At 61.2% G+C, this 17,705-nt stretch carries 15 protein-coding genes; 9 read left to right on the top strand and 6 right to left on the bottom strand.

Annotated elements, in window-relative coordinates; all coding sequences use genetic code 11:
* The first annotated feature begins 1 nt into the window (after position 1).
* The 3 genes from KBY02_RS01360 to KBY02_RS01370 all read left to right on the top strand — a co-directional run bounded on the left by KBY02_RS01360 (position 2) and on the right by KBY02_RS01370 (position 2,168).
* Positions 2-571, top strand: a complete 570-nt coding sequence (locus KBY02_RS01360) for a GNAT family N-acetyltransferase (protein WP_003399930.1) — start codon at positions 2-4, stop codon at positions 569-571.
* Between the two features lie 140 nt (positions 572-711).
* Positions 712-1,581, top strand: a complete 870-nt coding sequence (gene tesB / locus KBY02_RS01365; RefSeq protein WP_024642208.1) for an acyl-CoA thioesterase II — start codon at positions 712-714, stop codon at positions 1,579-1,581.
* Positions 1,578-2,168 carry an HAD family hydrolase gene (locus KBY02_RS01370; RefSeq protein WP_024642209.1) on the top strand — a complete coding sequence of 197 codons (591 nt, stop codon included), beginning with the start codon at positions 1,578-1,580 and terminating at the stop codon, positions 2,166-2,168. Before tesB ends, KBY02_RS01370 begins: the two co-directional genes overlap by 4 nt.
* A gap of 762 nt (positions 2,169-2,930) precedes the next feature.
* On the opposite strand, the gene KBY02_RS01375 is transcribed toward KBY02_RS01370, so the two are convergent.
* The 5 genes from KBY02_RS01375 to KBY02_RS01395 form a co-directional block, all read right to left on the bottom strand.
* Positions 2,931-3,920 (bottom strand): hypothetical protein, encoded by a 990-nt coding sequence (locus KBY02_RS01375; protein WP_003399936.1) that lies wholly within the window; start codon positions 3,918-3,920, stop codon positions 2,931-2,933.
* A 4-nt stretch (positions 3,921-3,924) separates the two neighbouring features.
* Positions 3,925-4,821, bottom strand: a complete 897-nt coding sequence (locus tag KBY02_RS01380; RefSeq protein ID WP_225649717.1) for a neutral zinc metallopeptidase — start codon at positions 4,819-4,821, stop codon at positions 3,925-3,927.
* A gap of 172 nt (positions 4,822-4,993) precedes the next feature.
* On the bottom strand, positions 4,994-6,280 hold the full coding sequence (locus KBY02_RS01385) for an MFS transporter (RefSeq protein WP_024640227.1): 1,287 nt from the start codon (positions 6,278-6,280) through the stop codon (positions 4,994-4,996).
* 642 nt (positions 6,281-6,922) lie between these two features.
* A complete protein-coding gene (gene trmA / locus KBY02_RS01390) occupies positions 6,923-8,008 on the bottom strand; it encodes a tRNA (uridine(54)-C5)-methyltransferase TrmA (RefSeq protein WP_024641962.1) in 1,086 nt (361 codons plus the stop codon).
* Complete coding sequence (locus KBY02_RS01395) at positions 8,005-9,300, bottom strand: NCS2 family permease (protein ID WP_003396212.1); 1,296 nt, start codon at positions 9,298-9,300, stop codon at positions 8,005-8,007. Before KBY02_RS01395 ends, trmA begins: the two co-directional genes overlap by 4 nt.
* A 265-nt stretch (positions 9,301-9,565) precedes the next feature.
* Here KBY02_RS01395 and KBY02_RS01400 point away from each other — a divergent pair, with 265 nt between their 5' ends.
* The 6 genes from KBY02_RS01400 (at position 9,566) to KBY02_RS01425 (ending at position 16,432) form a co-directional block, all read left to right on the top strand.
* Positions 9,566-10,096, top strand: a complete 531-nt coding sequence (locus KBY02_RS01400; protein WP_003368718.1) for a (2Fe-2S)-binding protein — start codon at positions 9,566-9,568, stop codon at positions 10,094-10,096.
* Positions 10,093-11,082, top strand: a complete 990-nt coding sequence (locus KBY02_RS01405) for an FAD binding domain-containing protein (RefSeq protein ID WP_011268938.1) — start codon at positions 10,093-10,095, stop codon at positions 11,080-11,082. The genes KBY02_RS01400 and KBY02_RS01405 overlap by 4 nt, the downstream gene beginning before the upstream one ends.
* Entirely contained in the window at positions 11,079-13,280 is a 2,202-nt protein-coding gene (locus KBY02_RS01410; RefSeq protein WP_024641961.1) for a xanthine dehydrogenase family protein molybdopterin-binding subunit, read from the top strand. The genes KBY02_RS01405 and KBY02_RS01410 overlap by 4 nt, the downstream gene beginning before the upstream one ends.
* Positions 13,281-13,792: 512 nt before the next feature.
* Positions 13,793-15,232, top strand: a complete 1,440-nt coding sequence (locus KBY02_RS01415) for a cytochrome ubiquinol oxidase subunit I (protein ID WP_225649718.1) — start codon at positions 13,793-13,795, stop codon at positions 15,230-15,232.
* Between the two features lie 3 nt (positions 15,233-15,235).
* Positions 15,236-16,243, top strand: a complete 1,008-nt coding sequence (gene cydB, locus KBY02_RS01420; RefSeq protein WP_003396217.1) for a cytochrome d ubiquinol oxidase subunit II — start codon at positions 15,236-15,238, stop codon at positions 16,241-16,243.
* A gap of 21 nt (positions 16,244-16,264) precedes the next feature.
* Entirely contained in the window at positions 16,265-16,432 is a 168-nt protein-coding gene (locus tag KBY02_RS01425) for a DUF2474 domain-containing protein (protein WP_002555239.1), read from the top strand.
* A gap of 91 nt (positions 16,433-16,523) precedes the next feature.
* Here KBY02_RS01425 and KBY02_RS01430 read toward each other — a convergent pair whose 3' ends face one another.
* The gene (locus KBY02_RS01430) at positions 16,524-17,648 is read right to left on the bottom strand and encodes a methyltransferase (RefSeq protein WP_024642069.1); all 1,125 of its coding nucleotides are present in this window, start codon (positions 17,646-17,648) and stop codon (positions 16,524-16,526) included.
* Positions 17,649-17,705: the final 57 nt, after the last annotated feature.

The raw sequence follows: 17,705 nt of genomic DNA on the forward strand, positions 1-17,705 counted from the left end.
GATGGAACCGATACTCAAGCTTGATAGCGCCCGACTGCTGATGCGGCAGTGGCGTGACGATGACTTGCCGGCGTTCGCCGACATGTGCGCGGACCCTCGTGTCATGCGCTATTTTCCAGACCCCCTGAGCCGTCTCGAAAGTGCTGCCATGATCGGGCGGCTGCGTGGTCATTTTGCCGAACTGGGCTTCGGGTTCTGGGCGCTGGAGCGCAAGGACACCGGCGAGTTCATAGGTTTCACCGGGCTGCATGTCGTGGGTTTCAAGGCACCGTTCACCCCGGCCGTGGAAATCGGCTGGCGGCTGGCGCACAAACACTGGGGCCTGGGCTTTGCCAGCGAGGCGGCCTGGACCGCGCTGGGCTGTGGTTTCGAGCGCCTGGAGCTGAAGGAGATCGTGTCGTTCACGGCGGTCAACAATCAGCCGTCGCAAAAGGTGATGCAGGCAATCGGCATGCAGCAGGATGAGTCCGGCAACTTCGATCACCCCAATCTTGCGGACGGCCACCCGCTCAAACCGCACGTGCTGTACCGGATCAGCCATGAGCAGTGGCTCAAGACGCTGAAGCCTTGATCCGGGTGCAGATTGAATTAAGCCAACCATCTTAAATCTGTATCATTCCATTCCAGCGGGGACGGGCCCGAGGCCTGTGGGAAAATGCAGCGACTGCTGTTGCCGTACAAGTGCAAAGTCGATGTACGAGAGGAATGAGAATGAGCCAAGTGCTGGATGATCTGGTTGAGTTGCTGACGCTGGAAGCCATTGAAGAAAACCTGTTCCGCGGTCATAGCCAGGATCTGGGCTTTCGCCAGTTGTTTGGTGGTCAGGTGCTGGGTCAGTCGCTGTCTGCCGCCAGTCAGACAGTTGAAGAGGACCGTCATGTTCACTCGCTGCACGGCTACTTTCTGCGTCCCGGCGATGCCGGTTTGCCGGTGGTCTATCAGGTGGACCGTGTGCGTGACGGTGGCAGCTTCAGCACGCGCCGTGTCACTGCCATTCAGAAGGGCAAGCCGATCTTCACCTGCAGCGCTTCGTTTCAGTACGACGAAGAGGGCTTCGAGCACCAGGCGACGATGCCGAAGATTGTCGGCCCGGAAGACCTGCCGTCCGAGCTGGAGTTGCTGACCCGCCGCGCGCACCTGATTCCTGAAGCGATGCACGACAAGTTTCTGCGCCCCAAGCCGATTCAGTTCCGCCCGGTGACCGCTGAAGATCCGTACGATCCCAAGCCCGGCGATCCCGTCAAATACGTGTGGTTCCGCGCCGATGGCAGCCTCCCGGACGTGCAGGCGCTGCATCGTTACATGCTCGCCTATGCCTCCGACTTCAACTTGCTGACCACATCCCTGCTGCCGCACGGCAAGACCGTCTGGCAGCGCGACATGCAGGTCGCCAGCCTTGACCATTCGCTGTGGTTCCATAACGACCTGCGTGCCGATGACTGGCTGCTCTACGCGATGGACAGCCCCTGGGCAGGCAACTCGCGCGGCTTCTCGCGCGGCAGTATCTTCAACCGCACCGGGCAACTGGTCGCATCGGTCAGTCAGGAAGGGCTGATCCGCCATCGTAAGGATTGGGCATGACACTCGAAGGTATACGGCACTGGGTGTTCGACATGGACGGTACCTTGACCGTCCCTATCCACGACTTCCCGGCCATCAAACGTGAATTGGGCATCCCCCAGGACGATGACATTCTCGGGCATCTTGCTGCGTTGCCCGCTGAGGAATCGGCGGCCAAGCACGCCTGGCTGCTGGAGCATGAGCGCGAGCTGGCACTGGCTTCGCAGCCTGCCGAAGGCGCGGTCGAGCTGGTTCGCGAATTGTCGGCGCGCGGTTATCGACTGGGCATACTCACCCGTAACGCTCAGGAGCTGGCGTATATCACCTTGAAGGCCATCGGCCTGGCTGACTGCTTTGCCGTCGAGGATGTACTGGGCCGCGACGAGGCGACTCCCAAACCGGATCCGGCGGGTTTACTGCAGCTGGCCACGCGCTGGAGTGTCGAGCCGGAGAAGATGGTCATGATCGGCGACTACATGCATGACCTGAACTGCGGCCGTGCGGCAGGCGCCAAGACCATTCTGGTCAACCTGAAAGACAATCCCTGGCCGGAGCTGACTGACTGGCATGCAGAGAATTGCATAGCGCTGCGCGGGATGCTGGGGTGATCTGAGTTGCCTATCGTGGCAATGCGGAGCGCTCACCGTTATCCACAAGTCTTTGTGGGAGCTTGCTCGCGAAGGCTTAGTAACGGATATATAGATTTTCAGCGACTGCCCCGGCCTCTTCGTGAGCAAGCTCGCTCCCACAGGTCCGGCGTGTTTTCAAGCCCTGTGGATCACTCCCGCAGGTCGGTGGTGTTTTCGAGCCACATAGGTGTTCTGCAGCATCGCTGATCTTGTGCGAGCTTGCTCGCGAAGGCGTAGTCACGGATATATAGATTTTCAGCGACTGCCCCGGCCCCTTCGTAAGCAAGCTCACTCCCACAGGTCCGGCGTGTTTTCAAGCCCTGTGGATCACTCCCGCAGGTCGGTGGTGTTTTCGAGCCACGTAGATGTTCTGCAGCAGCGCTGACCTTGTGGGAGCGAGCTTGCTCGCGAAGGCTTAGTCACGGATATATAGATTTTCAGCGACTGCACCGGCCTCTTCGTGAGCAAGCTCACTCCCACAGGTCCGGCGTGTTTTCAAGCCCTGTGGATCACTCCCGCAGGTAGGGGGTGTTTTCGAGCCACGTAGATGTTCTGCAGCAGCGCTGATCTTGTGGGAGCGAGCTTGCTCGCGAAGACGGTATTTCAGTCGATGCATTTTCGACGATTATGTTGACCCTTTCGCGAACAAGTTCGCTCCCACGGCCTCCGGCCAGAATCAAAAGCGGACTTGTATGTAGCGTTGCACGCGGAGCGTGGGGACGATAGTTATATCAATACCACTCAAAACGGCTTGAACAGCACCGCCTGGCCTTCCGGTGAGGTGAAGATCCCGTCGCCGTTGTGGCCGACTTTCGGCACGATCACCAGGCGCTGGTTCAGCCCCTCGGGGTGACGCTTCTGCAGATAGTTGAAGTAGTTCTGCCCGCGAATCAGGCGGTAGGCGCCTTGCGCTTCGGCGGCACAGGTCTTGTCTAGCGCCGGGTGATTACGGTCGGTGTCCAGCTCGCCCATCAGGTAAGTGATGTCGCGCTTCACGTAATTCTTCTCGATGTCAGCCGGCTTTTCCTTGCCCGAGTAGAACGGCATCTTGTTGAGGCCGTATTTCCAGTCGTTGAAGTTCGGGCAGCTTTGCGCGGTTACCGGCTCAGGCCGTTCCGCGTCGAAATAGGCGTAGGACGACGGATTGGCGATCACGTAGCGCAGCTTCACCCCTTCACGCTGCAGCAGGGCGTCTTCCTTGCCGCCGATCATCGCGTAGCGCTGCACCACCTGGGCACCACCGGAGTGCCCGGCAATGACGATTTCCTTCAGGTTGGGGAACAGCTTGCTGTCGCTCAGGCGCTTGAGGATGTGGTCCAGCACCAGAAACGAGCTGACCGGCTTGGGATCGGTGGAGGTTGCGCCTTCCATCCAGCTGTTCTGGCGCCAGCGCAGGATCGAGTCCGGCAAGTGGTGCGCGACGATATCCTTTTCATCCAGGAATTGCGGGGCGATCAGCAGGGTCTTGCCGCGCTCTCTGGACTGGTTGGCCGCACGTTCGATGCTGCGCAGGTAGGTTTGCGCATTGCGCAGGCGACCGTGCAGGACGATCACCACGCGCTCGATCTTCGGCTTGGGGTGTACCCACTCCTGGCTCAGCCCGAGGGTCGCCTCGGCGCCATTGATGGCGAGGCGATCCGGGCTGATGGAATTGACCGCTTGATCCTCGGCATGCGCCCCGAGGCTCACGAAGGCAGTGCTCAACAACAGGACCAGAAGCGGTTTAATCATGTGCTCAGAGACTCTTGGCGGCGAATGTATCGCATTGATTGATTTGACCTTGGGCAAAGCCTGCCTTGAACCAGCGTACACGCTGTGCAGACGTGCCGTGAGTGAAGGAGTCCGGAGCGACTCGACCACTGCTTTGCTGTTGCAAGCGATCATCGCCGATAGCGTTGGCCGCGTTCAATGCTTCTTCAATATCACCCGGCTCGAGCCAGTTCAAACGATTTTGTGCGTTGTACGCCCAAACACCGGCAAAGCAGTCCGCTTGCAGCTCCTGGCGGACCAGTAAACCGTTGGCTCCTTCCATTTTTTGCCCGGCCTGGCGAGCCTTGTCGACCTTGGCGGAAATGCCCAGCAGGGTCTGCACATGGTGCCCGACTTCATGGGCGATCACGTAAGCCTGGGCGAAGTCGCCAGCGGCGGAAAAGCGCTGGGCCATTTCACGGAAGAACTCCATGTCCAGATAGACCTGCTGGTCAGCCGGGCAATAGAACGGACCGGTTGCCGACGTAGCGCGACCGCAGGCCGAGTTCACCTGGCCGCTGAACAACACCAGCGTGGGGTCCTTGTATTCGCGACCGTTCTGGGCGAACACGGCACGCCAGGTGTCCTCGGTATCGCCAAGGATGCTGCGCACGAATTCGGCCTGCTGGTCGTTGGCCGGCGGCGCTTCACGCGTTTGCGCGCTGGGTGGAGCGCTTTGCTCGGTCACTTGTCCGGTCAGTTGTCCGAGAATCTGCATCGGGTCCTGGCCGGTCAGCAGGCCGATGGCGACGATGATCACGATGCCGCCCAGACCCAGACCCAGCCCCTTGCCGCCGATGCGCATGCCACCGCCGCCACCACTGCTGCCGCCATCGCGCGCATCGACTACATTGTCGCTGCGTCGGCCTTTTTTCCAGAGCATGTCGGATCCCTCTTCTTTTCGTGCAATTAGTTTCGCTGCTGATACGCGAATGCGCCAGTCCGGCGTGTTCCGGCCAGCGTCGTGTGCAGAATGCGAGGGTATAGAGGTGCGGCGAGGCTGATTGGTTCGCGCAAGCTGTGCCGTGGCTGTGTTTTGCTGAAACCTGCCGCCGTCAGGCCTGTTTGACGGGCTGCGCGTTGAGCACGTCCGGCGGCGAGGCGTCGGCAAAACGGTCGACCTGGCGCAATGACTTGAAGCCCGTCATCCAGGCGCCGACCACGCCCAGCGTGCAGACGCCACCCAGGATTGCGGCAGGGATTGCGCCGACCAGCGAGGCACTGGTGCCTGCACGGAACTCGCCCAGTTCGTTGGAGGAGCCAATAAACAGCATGTTCACGGCATTGACCCGGCCGCGCATGTTGTCCGGCGTCGAGAACTGCACCAGCGCTGAACGAATGAACACGCTGACCATGTCCGCCGCGCCCGCGATCAGCAGGGCCAGGCATGACAGCCAGAACAGGGTCGACAGGGCAAACACCAGATTCGCGACGCCGAACAGGCCGACGGCGAGAAACATGGTCATGCCGACGTTGCGCTGCAGCGGGCGCATGCTCAGGTAAATGCCGACGCCCAGTTCACCCAGGCTCATCGACGCACGCAGCATGCCCAGCCCCTGCGGCCCGAGGTGCAACACTTCATGGGCGTAGATCGGCAGCAGCGCCACCACGCCGCCGAGCAGCACGGCGAACAGGTCCAGCGAAATGGTGCCGAGGATGATCGGCCGCGAGCGAATGAAGGCAATGCCCGCGGTGAACCGGCCCCAGGCGCTGGAACCCAGTTCCACCGGCTTGCCGGCAAAGGGCGTTGCCACGGGGGCCAGAAACAGGATGCCGGCGATAAATGCTGCGACGCAGACCGAATAGGTCAGCTCTGCGCCGCCCAGCCAGTACAGATAGCCACCGATCAGCGGCCCACCGACGGTCGAACAGCGCATGATCACGCTGTTGGTGGCGATGGCCGAGGCCAGTTGGTCGCGCGGGACAATCTGTGGCAGCAGGCTTTGCAGCGCCGGACCGGTAAAAGCGCGGGCGCAGCCATACAGCATCAGCGCGCCGTAGATCAGCCGCAGGTCTTGCAGCTTCAGTGCCGAGAACACCAGCAGAATGACCCCACAGATCGCCTGCACACCCCAACTGAGCATCAGGATGACCTTGCGGTTGTAGCGGTCGATCAGATCCCCGGCAGGCATCAACAGCAGCAACATGGGAATGAACTGAGCAAGGCCCACATAGGCCAGCGCCATCGGCTCGCGGGTCATGTCATAAACCTGCCAGGCAACGACCACCGCCTGAATCTGCATGGCGAACACCGCCATCAGGCGCGAGAGGATAAAACTGACGAAACCGGGCTGGCTGGACAACTTGACCGGTACAGAAGGCGCGGAAGACTCGGAGCTCAAGAAAAAGGATCCCATCGAAGCAGCTGATTCAGGTTTTTGGTTTATACCCCAGCGTATCGATAGGAAGCTAATAAATATTCTGACAGTTTCGCAGTTGACGAGCATGAAAGAACTCTCGTTCCTCACGCTCCAGTATGGGAATGCATTTCACGACGCTCCGCGTCGCAAGAGGACGCGGAGCGTCCGGAACGGCATGCGACGCAGAGCGCCGCACGACAGTCGGGATTATCGTTCCTCACGCTCCAGCGTGGGAATGCCGTGGGTGACGCTCTGCGTCACAGATCTGCGTCGCGCCGCACGTCGGGATAGGACGCGGAGCGTCCGGAACGGCATGCGACGCAGAGCGCCGCACGATAGTCGGGATTATCGTTCCGTGGGAATGCCGTGGGTGACGCTCTGCGTCAAAGATCTACGCCGCGCCGCATGTTCAGGATAGGACGCGCAGCGTCCAGAACGGCATGCCAACGCGGAGCGTCGGCACGATAGTCGAGATTATCGTTCCTCACGCTCCAGCGTGGGAATGCCGTTCGTGACGCTCTGCGTCACAGATCTGCGTCGCGCCGCATGTTCAGGATAGGACGCGCAGCGTCCAGAACGGCATGCCAACGCGGAGCGTCGGCACGATAGTCAGTCAGAGGAGCCTCAGCGCCTGACCAGCAGCACGCCCGATTCCATGTGGTGGGTGTACGGAAACTGATCGAACAGTGCGCAGCGCTCGACCCGGTGGGTGTCGTGCAGTTGGGCGATGTTGGCGGCCAGGGTTTCCGGGTTGCAGGATATGTACAGAATGCGCTCGAAGCGCCGGGTCAGTTCGCAGGTGTCCGGGTCCATGCCGGAGCGCGGCGGGTCGACGAACACGCTGCCAAAATCGTAGCTCTTCAAGTCCACGCCGTGCAGACGGCGGAACGGGCGCACTTCGTTCAGGGCTTCGGTCAGTTCTTCGGCCGACAGACGCACCAGCGTGACGTTGTCCACGCCGTTGTCATCCAGGTTGCTCAGCGCCGCATTGACCGAGGTCTTGCTGATTTCGGTGGCCAGCACCTTGCGCACGCGTGTAGCCAGCGGCAGGGTGAAGTTGCCATTGCCGCAATACAGCTCCAGCAGGTCGTCCTGCCGCTCGCCCAGCGCATCGAAGGCCCAGTTGAGCATCTTGCCGTTCACCGTGCCGTTGGGCTGGGTGAAAGCGCCTTCCGGTTGCCGGTAACTGTAGGTGCGGCCAGCCACGTCGAGCTTCTCGGTCACGTAATCATGACCGATGACCAGCTTCTGCCCCTTGGAACGGCCAATCAGGCTGACGTCCAGTTCGGCGGCCAGTTGCGCGGCGGCGGCCTGCCATTCGGCGTCCAGCGGGCGGTGATAACACAGGGTGATCATCGCGTCGCCTGCCAGCGTGGTCAGGAAGTCCACCTGAAACAGCTTGTGGTTCAACGTCGGGCTGGCTTCCCAGCGCTCGCGCAGCACCGGCATCAGCGCGTTGATGCGCTCGCTGGCGATCGGCAGGCCCTCGAGCAGGATCGGCGTCCTGTTGTCGCCCGGCGCGAACATCGCGTAATAGCGCTTCTGGTCTTCGCGCCACAGGCGGAACTCGGCGCGCAGCCTATAGTGTTCGCGTGGCGAGTCGAACACCTGTGGCTCGGGAGCATCGAACGGCGCCAGCAACTCGCGCAGGCGGACGGTTTTTTCTTCGAGCTGACGGTCGTAGCTCGCAGGGTCGAAGGGAACACTCATGCGTTGAACCAGCCCAGCTTGATCACGAACAGGATCGACAGGATCACCAGCGCCGAATTCAGCTCGCGCCAGCGTCCCGACAGCAGCTTGATCGCTGTCCAGGAAATGAAGCCAAAGGCAATGCCATTGGCGATGGAATAGGTGAATGGCATGGCCAGGGCCGTGATGACTACTGGCGCTGCGACCGTGATGTCATCCCAGTCGATTTCCGCCATGCCGGACGCCATCAACACAGCGACGAACAGCAGCGCGGGTGCGGTCGCGAAGGCGGGCACGCTGCCGGCCAGCGGGGCGAAGAACAGCGCCAGCAGGAACAGCACGGCGACTACCACTGCAGTCAGACCTGTGCGGCCACCGGCACTCACGCCTGCAGCCGACTCGATGTAGCTGGTGGTGGTCGAGGTGCCCAGCAGGGAACCGGCCATCGCGGCAGTACTGTCGGCGATCAGCGCACGGCCCATCTTCGGCATGTGCCCGTCCTTGCCCATCAGCCCGGCGCGTTTGGCCACGCCGATCAGCGTGCCGGAGTTGTCGAAGATGTCGACGAACAGGAAAGCGAAGATGATGCTGACCAGACCGACGTCCAGCGCGCCCATGATGTCCAGTTGCATGAAGGTCGGTGCCAGCGAAGGCGGCATCGACACCACACCGCCAAACGGCGAGAAGCCCAGGGCGATAGACACCAGGGTCACCGCGAGGATGCCGATCAGCACGGCGCCGCGAACCTTGAGGTAATCCAGGGCCACGATGAGAAAGAAGCCCAGCGTCGCCAGTACCGGGGCTGGCTGCTTGAGATCGCCCATGCCGACCATGGTCGCCGGGTTGCTGACCACAATACCGGCGTTATGCAGGGCGATCAGCGCCAGAAACAGGCCGATACCGGCCGCAATCGCCGAACGCAGGGGCAGGGGAATGCTGTTGATGATCCATTCACGAATCCGGAAGATCGACAGGATGAAGAACATCACCGCTGAAATGAACACCGCGCCCAGCGCTACCTGCCAGCTGTGGCCCATGTGCAGGACCACGGTGTAGGTAAAGAAGGCGTTCAGGCCCATGCCCGGTGCCAGGGCGATCGGGTAGTTGGCGATCAGGCCCATCACCGTCGAGCCGATGGCCGCTGCCAGGCAGGTGGCGACGAATACCGCGCCCTTGTCCATGCCGGTTTCGCCGAGGATGCTCGGGTTGACGAACAGGATGTAAGCCATCGCCAGGAAAGTCGTGACGCCCGCAAGAATCTCGGTTCGCACGTTGGTGTTGTGTGCCTTGAGTTGAAACAGCCTTTCCAGCATGTCTGGCTCTCCGTGACGCGGCGCGCGTCGTGAATGATCGACTCCAACAGCAATGCACAGACTGCAGGGCAGCCCGTTTGATTTTTGCGGGTCGGAAAAAGCCGCGCATCATACCAGCAGCTTGGCGGGATGGCTGCCTGTGGATGACGGCCTTTCAATGACAAGTACGCCCATCAAGAAAGCCTGAACGTTGCAAACCTCGCGAAGTCCCACCCCTTAAGACGCATAAAAAGTGCGCTAAGTGACCGCCTACCGTGAGGTTTCCATGAGTGCAACGACCCCGAACCCCCAGGACTTCGCCACCCACGCGATTTCCCTGACCCTGAACGGACAGCTCCGCCAACTGGATGTGCTGCCCTGGACCACCTTGCTGGACTTGCTGCGTGATCAGCTCGATCTGGTCGGCACCAAGAAAGGCTGCGACCACGGCCAGTGTGGTGCGTGTACCGTACTGCGCGACGGCACGCGCATCAATGCCTGCCTGACGCTGGCGATCATGTGCGATGGCGCCGAGCTGACCACCATTGAAGGCCTGGCTGATGGCGACCAGTTGCATCCCATGCAGCAGGCGTTCATCAAGAACGATGCGTTCCAGTGCGGCTACTGCACGCCCGGGCAAATCTGCTCGGCTGTCGGGCTTGCCAATGAGGGGCGCGCCAGCACGCGTGCCGAGATTCAGGAACTGATGAGCGGTAACCTGTGCCGTTGCGGTGCCTACAGCAATATTCTCGCTGCCGTCGAAGAGGCGCTGCCGCAGTTCCACAACGCAGCACCAAAGCCGGAGGTGAACGCATGAATCCGTTTACCTACAGCAAGCCGACCGACATCACTGCTGCGGTCAACCTGAGCGGACCGGCCACGCGTTTCATTGCAGGCGGCACCAATCTGCTTGACCTGATGAAAGAAAACGTCGCCACGCCCGAGCACCTGATCGACATCACCGGCCTGCCTTTGAGGGATGTCAGTGAAACCGCTTCGGGCGGTTTGATGATCGGTGCGTTGGTCAGCAACGCCGACCTGGCCTACCACCCGCTGATCGAAGCGCGTTACCCGCTGCTGAGCAAAGCCGTGCTGGCCGGTGCTTCGCCGCAGTTGCGCAACATGGCCAGCACCGGCGGCAACCTGCTGCAACGCACCCGCTGCTATTACTTCTATGACACCGGCGTGCCGTGCAACAAGCGTGAGCCAGGCAGTGGCTGCCCGGCGCGTACGGGCCTGAATCGCATTCACGCGATCCTGGGTGCCAGCGAAGACTGCGTCGCGACTCACCCGTCCGACATGTGCGTGGCACTCGCTGCGCTGGAAGCCGTGGTGCATGTTCAAGGACGTGCCGGCCGCCGCACTATCGAGTTTGCTGATTTCCATCGCCTGCCGGGTGATGCTCCGCAACGGGACAATCAACTGGCCGACGATGAGTTGATCGTCGCCGTCGAACTGCCTGCAAACGGCTTTGTCAGCCACAACGCTTATCTGAAGATCCGCGACCGTGCGTCCTATGCGTTTGCCCTGATATCGGTGGCTGCCGCCATCGATATGGACGGCGATGTGATTCGCGACGTGCGTCTGGCATTGGGCGGTGTCGCGCACAAGCCATGGCGCGACAAGGCGGTCGAAGCGCTGTTGGTCGGCAAGCCGGTCACTCGCGAGAACTTCGCCGCTGCTGCAGACGCCATGCTTGAAGATGCGCAGCCTCTGGAGCACAACGGTTTCAAAGTCAGACTGGCCCGCCGCGCGATCATTCGTGCCTTGAGCGATGCCGCAACAGGAGGGAGCGCCCAATGAACCAGCCATTTTCGCCAATGGGCAAGCCTGTGGACCGCGTCGACGGCCGCCTGAAAGTGACCGGGGGCGCACGTTACGCCGGTGAATACCCTGAAGAAGGGTTGCTGTATGGCAGCGTGGTCTCCAGCACCATCGCCAACGGTCGCGTCGCCAGCATCGATACGAGCGAGGCAATGAAGGTTCCGGGTGTGGTCGCGGTCATCGACCACACCAATCGTCCGTGGCTGGCCAGCTATGACGAAAACTATGAGGACGCCGATTCGGCCGACGGTTCGCCGTTTCGTCCTTTTTACAACGACAACGTCATGTACAGCGGCCAACCGCTCGCGCTGGTCGTTGCCGATACGTTGGAACTGGCGCGTCACGCGGGCTCGCTGGTGCGTATCGAATACGAGCAGCAGGAGCACCAGACCGATCTGCAGGCCATGCTCGACACCGCCTATGACGCGCCTGCCGAATTGCCGCCGCCGCGTGGCAACTTCGAAGGCGAACTGGCCAGCTCCGCGCTGAGCGTGGACGTGACGTACAGCACGCCCAGCGAGTACCACAACCCGATGGAACCGCATGCGTCGACCGTCCTGTATCAGGCCGATGGCAGCTTGCAGATTCACGACAAGACCCAGGGCACGCAAAACTGTCAGGACTATCTGCACAAGGTGTTCGGCCTGGAAAAGGACAAGATCCGCGTGCTGGCCGCTTTCGTCGGTGGTGCCTTCGGTTCTGGCCTGCGCCCGCAATATCAACTGCCGCTGGCAGTAATGGCTGCACTGCACCTCAAGCGCTCCGTGCGCCTGACGCTGACCCGCCAGCAGATGTTCACCTTCGGTTATCGTCCGCGCACCATTCAGCGCCTGCGTCTGGGCGCGGCTGCCAACGGTCGTTTGCTGGCGGTCGGTCATGAAGCCATCGGGCAGACTTCGCGTTTCGAGGACTTCAGCGAACACGTCGTGGAATGGAGCGGCATGCTCTACCACTGCGACAACGTGCAGTTGACCTACAAACTGGTGCCGCTGGACGTGTTCACGCCGCTCGACATGCGTGCGCCGGGTGCTGCCTTGGGCATGATCGGCCTGGAATGCGCCATGGATGAGCTGGCTTACGCGTTGGCCATCGATCCGGTGCGCCTGCGCCTGACCAACTACGCCGAGCGCAACGGTAACGAAGACAAGCCGTATTCGAGCAAGGAATTGCGCGAATGCTACGCACAGGGTGCCGAACGCTTTGGCTGGTCCAGCCGCAACCCTGAGCCACGCAGCATGCGTCAAGGCCGTCAGCTGGTCGGTTGGGGCATGGCCGGTGGTGTCTGGGAGGCCATGCAGATGAAGGCCAGCGCCAAGGCGCGTCTGCAAGCGGACGGCACGCTGGTGGTCAGCAGCGCTACCACCGACATTGGCACCGGCACCTATACCGTCATGACGCAGATCGCTGCAGAATCGTCGGGTATCGAGGTGGATAACGTCAGCTTCCTGCTGGGCGACTCTTCGTTGCCGACTGCGCCGTTGCAGGGCGGCTCGTTCACGGTGTCTTCAGTCGGTACTGCGGTGCAACAGGCCTGTCAGGCTTTGCAGCGCCAAGTACTGGAAGTTGCCAAAGGGCTGCATCCGCAATTCGCTTCTGTGACGCCGGATGAGGTTCGCTTCGAAGCGGGCAAGCTGTACGTCGGCGATCAGGCGCTATCGATGGCTGAACTGGCCGCGTCTCAGGCCCACGGTGTCATCGAGGTGCAAGTCGACGCCGAGCCGGACAACAAGCGCGAAGCCTATGCGGCAGCTACGCACTCGGCGGTGTTCGTCGAAGTGCTGGTCGACGAGGATCTGGGCACCATCAAGGTCAATCGTGTGGTCAGTGCCGTGGCAGCGGGCAGGGTCGTGAACCCGAAAATGGCGCGCAGCCAGATTCTGGGCGGCGTTGTCTGGGGCATGGGCATGGCGCTTCAGGAAGAGGCGATGCTTGACCACGACCTGGGCCGTCCGATGAACCACAGCCTGGCCGAGTACCATATCCCGGTGAACGCTGACATCGGCGACATTGACGTGCTGTTTGTCGAAGAACACGACGACATCGTCAACGCGCTGGGTTCCAAGGGCGTCGGCGAGATCGGCATCGTCGGTGTGCCGGCAGCGATTGCCAACGCGATCTATCACGCCACCGGCAAACGTATCCGCGAGTTTCCGATCACGCTGGATAAGCTGTTGTGACAATGGAGCTGCTCGCGTTTCGCAAGGCGCTCTCCCGCTGAGCGCGAATCCAGCTGCCTATCGTGCCAACGCTCCGCGTTGGCATGCAGTTCGTGACGCTCTGCGTCACAAATTTTCAGCACGGCGAGACAGCGCGCGTAGACCAGGCTCAGGCTTTGAGGGTGCGTGCACCTTGTAACGCCTGAATCAGGCGTCAACGCTGCAATGTGTGACGCGGAGCGTCACGAACTGCATTCCCACGCGGAGCGTGAGGAACGATAGACGCCGCAGTTCTCCGCAGGTGAGACAACCCGCCACGCGACAATAGACCACACGACTTTAATGGCCGAACAGGACTACTCTTTGATGGTCGATTGATCTGCATCAGTGCGTTCAGGCAACGATCAGTGCATCGACCAGCGTTTTCGCCATTGGAAACGCCAGAATAAAGAAACATAAGCACTCATTACCGTGGGGGCAATCGCTGTTGGCTTGCGGCTGGCAGCAGGTTTCATCTGAGAGAGGAACATCTTATGTTCGGTTTAGAGGCTATAGATCTCGCCCGGATTCAGTTCGCATTCACGATTTCGTTCCACATCCTGTTTCCTGCCATCACCATCGGTCTGGCAAGTTATCTGGCTGTGCTCGAAGGTCTGTGGCTGAAGACCCGCGATGACGTCTACCGTGACCTGTACCACTTCTGGTCGAAGATTTTTGCAGTCAACTTCGGCATGGGCGTGGTTTCCGGGCTTGTCATGGCCTACCAGTTCGGCACCAACTGGAGCCGCTTCTCCGACTTCGCAGGTGCTGTGACCGGCCCGCTGCTGACCTACGAGGTGCTGACCGCGTTCTTCCTCGAAGCGGGCTTCCTCGGCGTGATGCTGTTCGGCTGGAATCGTGTCGGCCGCAACCTGCACTTCTTCTCTACGGTAATGGTCGCCATCGGCACGCTGATCTCCACCTTCTGGATTCTGTCGTCCAACAGCTGGATGCAGACCCCGCAAGGGTTCGAGATCATCGACGGTCGGGTCATTCCCACTGACTGGTTCGCTGTGGTGTTCAACCCGTCGTTCCCTTATCGCCTGACGCACATGGCGATCGCCGCGTTCGTGGCGACGGCGTTCTTCGTCGGTTCGTCGGCTGCCTGGCATCTGTTGCGGGGTCGCGACACACCTGCGGTGCGCAAGATGCTCTCGATGGCCATGTGGATGGCCCTGCTGGTGGCGCCTGTCCAGGCTGTCGTCGGTGACTTCCACGGTCTGAACACGCTCAAGCATCAGCCTGCGAAGATTGCGGCCATCGAAGGTCACTGGGAGAACGTCGGTGACGAACCGACCCCGCTGATCCTGTTCGGCATTCCCGACATGAAGGAAGAACGTACCAAGTACGCGGTGGAAATTCCGTACCTGGGCAGCCTGATCCTGACTCACAGCCTGGACAAGCAGGTGCCTGCGCTCAAGGAATTCAAGCCTGAGGATCGCCCTAATTCGACGATCGTGTTCTGGTCGTTCCGGGTCATGGTCGCCCTTGGCATGCTGATGATCTTCACCGGCCTTTGGAGCTTGTGGCTGCGCAAGCGCGGCACGCTGTACAACTCGCGTCCGTTCCTGTACCTGGCGTTGTGGATGGGGCCATCCGGCCTGATCGCCATTCTCGCCGGCTGGTTCACCACCGAAATCGGCCGTCAGCCGTGGGTCGTGTACGGCCTGATGCGTACCGCCGATGCTTCGTCCGGGCACAGCGTGGCGCAGATGAGCATCACCCTGGTGCTGTTCGTGGTCGTCTACTTCGTGCTCTTCGGCACCGGTCTTGGCTACATGATGCGTCTGGTTCGCAAAGGGCCGAAAGCCTATGTCGAACATGTGCCGCACGGTGGTCCCGGCCAGCAACGCACACCGGCCCGTCCGCTCTCCGCTGCTGTTGAAGGCGAAGAACATGGCGACAATCTTGATCGTCACGGCAAGGGGATTTAAGCCATGGGTATCGATCTTCCGCTGATCTGGGCCATCATCATCGTCTTCGGCATCATGATGTACGTGGTGATGGACGGTTTCGATCTGGGTATCGGGATTCTTTTCCCGTTCATGAAGGACAGTTCCGACCGCGACGTGATGATGAACACCGTCGCGCCGGTCTGGGACGGCAACGAAACCTGGCTGGTGCTGGGCGGTGCGGCACTGTTCGGTGCATTCCCGCTGGCCTACTCGGTGGTCCTGTCTGCGCTGTACCTACCGCTGATGTTCATGCTCATGGGCCTGATCTTCCGTGGCGTGGCGTTCGAGTTCCGCTTCAAGGCGACCGAGCTGAAGCGTCACTGGTGGGACAAGGCGTTCATTGGTGGCTCGCTGGCTGCGACCTTCTTCCAGGGTGTGGCGCTGGGTACCTACATTGAAGGCATCCCGGTGGTCGATCGCCAGTTTGCCGGTGGCTCGCTGGACTGGCTCTCGCCGTTCCCGATGTTCTGCGGGCTGGCCTTGATCGTCGCTTACGCGCTGCTGGGCTGCACCTGGCTGATCATGAAAACCGAAGGCTCGCTGCAGAAGGCGATGCATGATCTGGCACGTCCGCTGGCCCTTGCGGTGCTCGCGGTCATGGGCGTGGTCAGCCTGTGGACGCCGCTGGCCCACGCTGATATCGCGCATCGCTGGTTCAGCATGCCGAACCTGTTCTGGTTCATGCCGGTACCGATTCTGGTGCTGGTGACCATGTACGGTCTGTTCAAGGCGGTGGCCCGCAATGCCCACTACACGCCGTTTCTACTGACCCTGTTGCTGATCTTCCTGGGTTACAGCGGTCTGGGCATCAGTTTGTGGCCAAACATCATTCCGCCTTCGGTATCGATCTGGACAGCCGCCGCGCCGCCGCAGAGCCAGGGCTTCATGCTGGTGGGCACGCTGTTCATCATTCCGTTCATTCTGGGCTACACCTTCTGGAGCTACTACGTGTTCCGCGGCAAGGTGACGGCAGCAGACGGTTATCACTAGTCCGAACCGAGGAGAATGACGATGTCTGGTAAAAATTCCATGCACGATCCTGATCCGGCGCTGAGCAAGCCGCTCTGGCAACGACTGGCCTGGCTGGTCGGAATCTGGGCGGGCAGCGTATTCGCGCTGTTCATCGTGGCCAGCCTGATGCGCATGTTCATGAGCGCAGCGGGCCTGACGACACACTGATACTGAATTCCCGTTCGTGTCTGCGGACACGTTTTGCGACCCTCTTGCCACTCGCGTGGCAAGGGGGTCTTTTTTTTGTCGTGAGCGTGGGTTACTTGCGGGCTTTCAGAATCACGAATTTCGGCGTGGCGGCCACTTGTTCGACGCCGCGGAACAGGCGCGACAGCTTGGTGTGATAACCCAGGTGGCGATTGCCGACGATGTACAGCGCCCCGCCGGTCACCAGCGCGGCACGCGCCTGCAGAAACATCCGCCAGGCGAGAAAGTCGCCGACCACTTGCTGCTGGTGGAAGGGCGGATTGCACAGCACCACATCCAGCGAGTCAGGCTCCTGCATCTCCAGACCGTCGCCAGCCCGAACCCGGACGTCGCGATCACCCAGCGTCGCGCGCCAGTTCTCGGCTGCCGATTGCACGGCCATGAACGACTCGTCGACCAGCGTGTAGTGCGCTTGCGGGTTGTCCAGCGCGCTGGCAATGGCCAGTACGCCGTTGCCGCAACCCAGGTCTGCGACCCTTGCCGTGCCAAGGTTTTTCGGCAGATGCGGCAGGAAGGCGCGAGTGCCGATGTCCAGCCCGTCGCGGCAAAACACATTGGCATGGTTGAGCAGTTCGATGGCCGGCTCCTCCAGCCGGTAGCGCGTCGGATAGGGCGAGGTGCGCACTTCCATGGGCTGTGGCGTGGCGAACAGCAGCCTGGCTTTTTTCACTGCCAGCGAGGCCTGCACCGGCCCTACATATTCCTCCAGCAAGTCGCCCGCCGAACGCGGCAAATGCTTGACCATGGCCGCAGCAATGACCCGAGCGCCGGGGGCCAGTTGACCTTGCAGGCGTATCAGTTGCTCTTCCAGCAGCGCCAGGGTCTTGGGCACCCGGATCAGCACCCAGTCGAAGGGCCCCTGCAACGCTTCGCTGGCCGGGATGTGCGGTACTGCGTCGTAGCTCATGCCGTTGCGCGCCAGATTCTTTTCCAGCGCCTGCGCCGCCAGAAACGAGTCGGTACTGCTGATCACCGTGGCATGCGGCGCGAGACTCGCCGCCAGCGCGCCGAAACTGTCATTGAGCACCAGAACCCGACTGGGCAGGCTGAGCCCTGCTTGTGCAACATGATTGAGCAGGTACTCGTCGGCGGCATCGAATGCCTGCAGGGGCTCATCCTGTTGCTCGGGTTGGCGAATGAGATCAAGTTCAGCGAAGGGACTGATGAGCAGGGGCATTGGCGGGAGAACTCTGTGCAATCGAAGGTATGTCAGTGAGCCCGATGACAGGTGGGC

The organism is Pseudomonas sp. P129 (assembly GCF_020312195.1).
GTDB lineage: Bacteria > Pseudomonadota > Gammaproteobacteria > Pseudomonadales > Pseudomonadaceae > Aquipseudomonas > Aquipseudomonas fragariae.

What these genes read in the sequence shown, in the direction of transcription:
- KBY02_RS01360 (WP_003399930.1), top strand. Translation starts at nt 2, where the DNA reads ATGGAACCGATACTCAAGCTTGATAGCGCCCGACTGCTGATGCGGCAG.
- tesB (WP_024642208.1), top strand. Translation starts at nt 712, where the DNA reads ATGAGCCAAGTGCTGGATGATCTGGTTGAGTTGCTGACGCTGGAAGCC.
- KBY02_RS01370 (WP_024642209.1), top strand. Translation starts at nt 1,578, where the DNA reads ATGACACTCGAAGGTATACGGCACTGGGTGTTCGACATGGACGGTACC.
- KBY02_RS01375 (WP_003399936.1), bottom strand. Translation starts at nt 3,920, where the DNA reads ATGATTAAACCGCTTCTGGTCCTGTTGTTGAGCACTGCCTTCGTGAGC.
- KBY02_RS01380 (WP_225649717.1), bottom strand. Translation starts at nt 4,821, where the DNA reads ATGCTCTGGAAAAAAGGCCGACGCAGCGACAATGTAGTCGATGCGCGC.
- trmA (WP_024641962.1), bottom strand. Translation starts at nt 8,008, where the DNA reads ATGAGTGTTCCCTTCGACCCTGCGAGCTACGACCGTCAGCTCGAAGAA.
- KBY02_RS01395 (WP_003396212.1), bottom strand. Translation starts at nt 9,300, where the DNA reads ATGCTGGAAAGGCTGTTTCAACTCAAGGCACACAACACCAACGTGCGA.
- KBY02_RS01400 (WP_003368718.1), top strand. Translation starts at nt 9,566, where the DNA reads ATGAGTGCAACGACCCCGAACCCCCAGGACTTCGCCACCCACGCGATT.
- KBY02_RS01405 (WP_011268938.1), top strand. Translation starts at nt 10,093, where the DNA reads ATGAATCCGTTTACCTACAGCAAGCCGACCGACATCACTGCTGCGGTC.
- KBY02_RS01410 (WP_024641961.1), top strand. Translation starts at nt 11,079, where the DNA reads ATGAACCAGCCATTTTCGCCAATGGGCAAGCCTGTGGACCGCGTCGAC.
- KBY02_RS01415 (WP_225649718.1), top strand. Translation starts at nt 13,793, where the DNA reads ATGTTCGGTTTAGAGGCTATAGATCTCGCCCGGATTCAGTTCGCATTC.
- cydB (WP_003396217.1), top strand. Translation starts at nt 15,236, where the DNA reads ATGGGTATCGATCTTCCGCTGATCTGGGCCATCATCATCGTCTTCGGC.
- KBY02_RS01425 (WP_002555239.1), top strand. Translation starts at nt 16,265, where the DNA reads ATGTCTGGTAAAAATTCCATGCACGATCCTGATCCGGCGCTGAGCAAG.
- KBY02_RS01430 (WP_024642069.1), bottom strand. Translation starts at nt 17,648, where the DNA reads ATGCCCCTGCTCATCAGTCCCTTCGCTGAACTTGATCTCATTCGCCAA.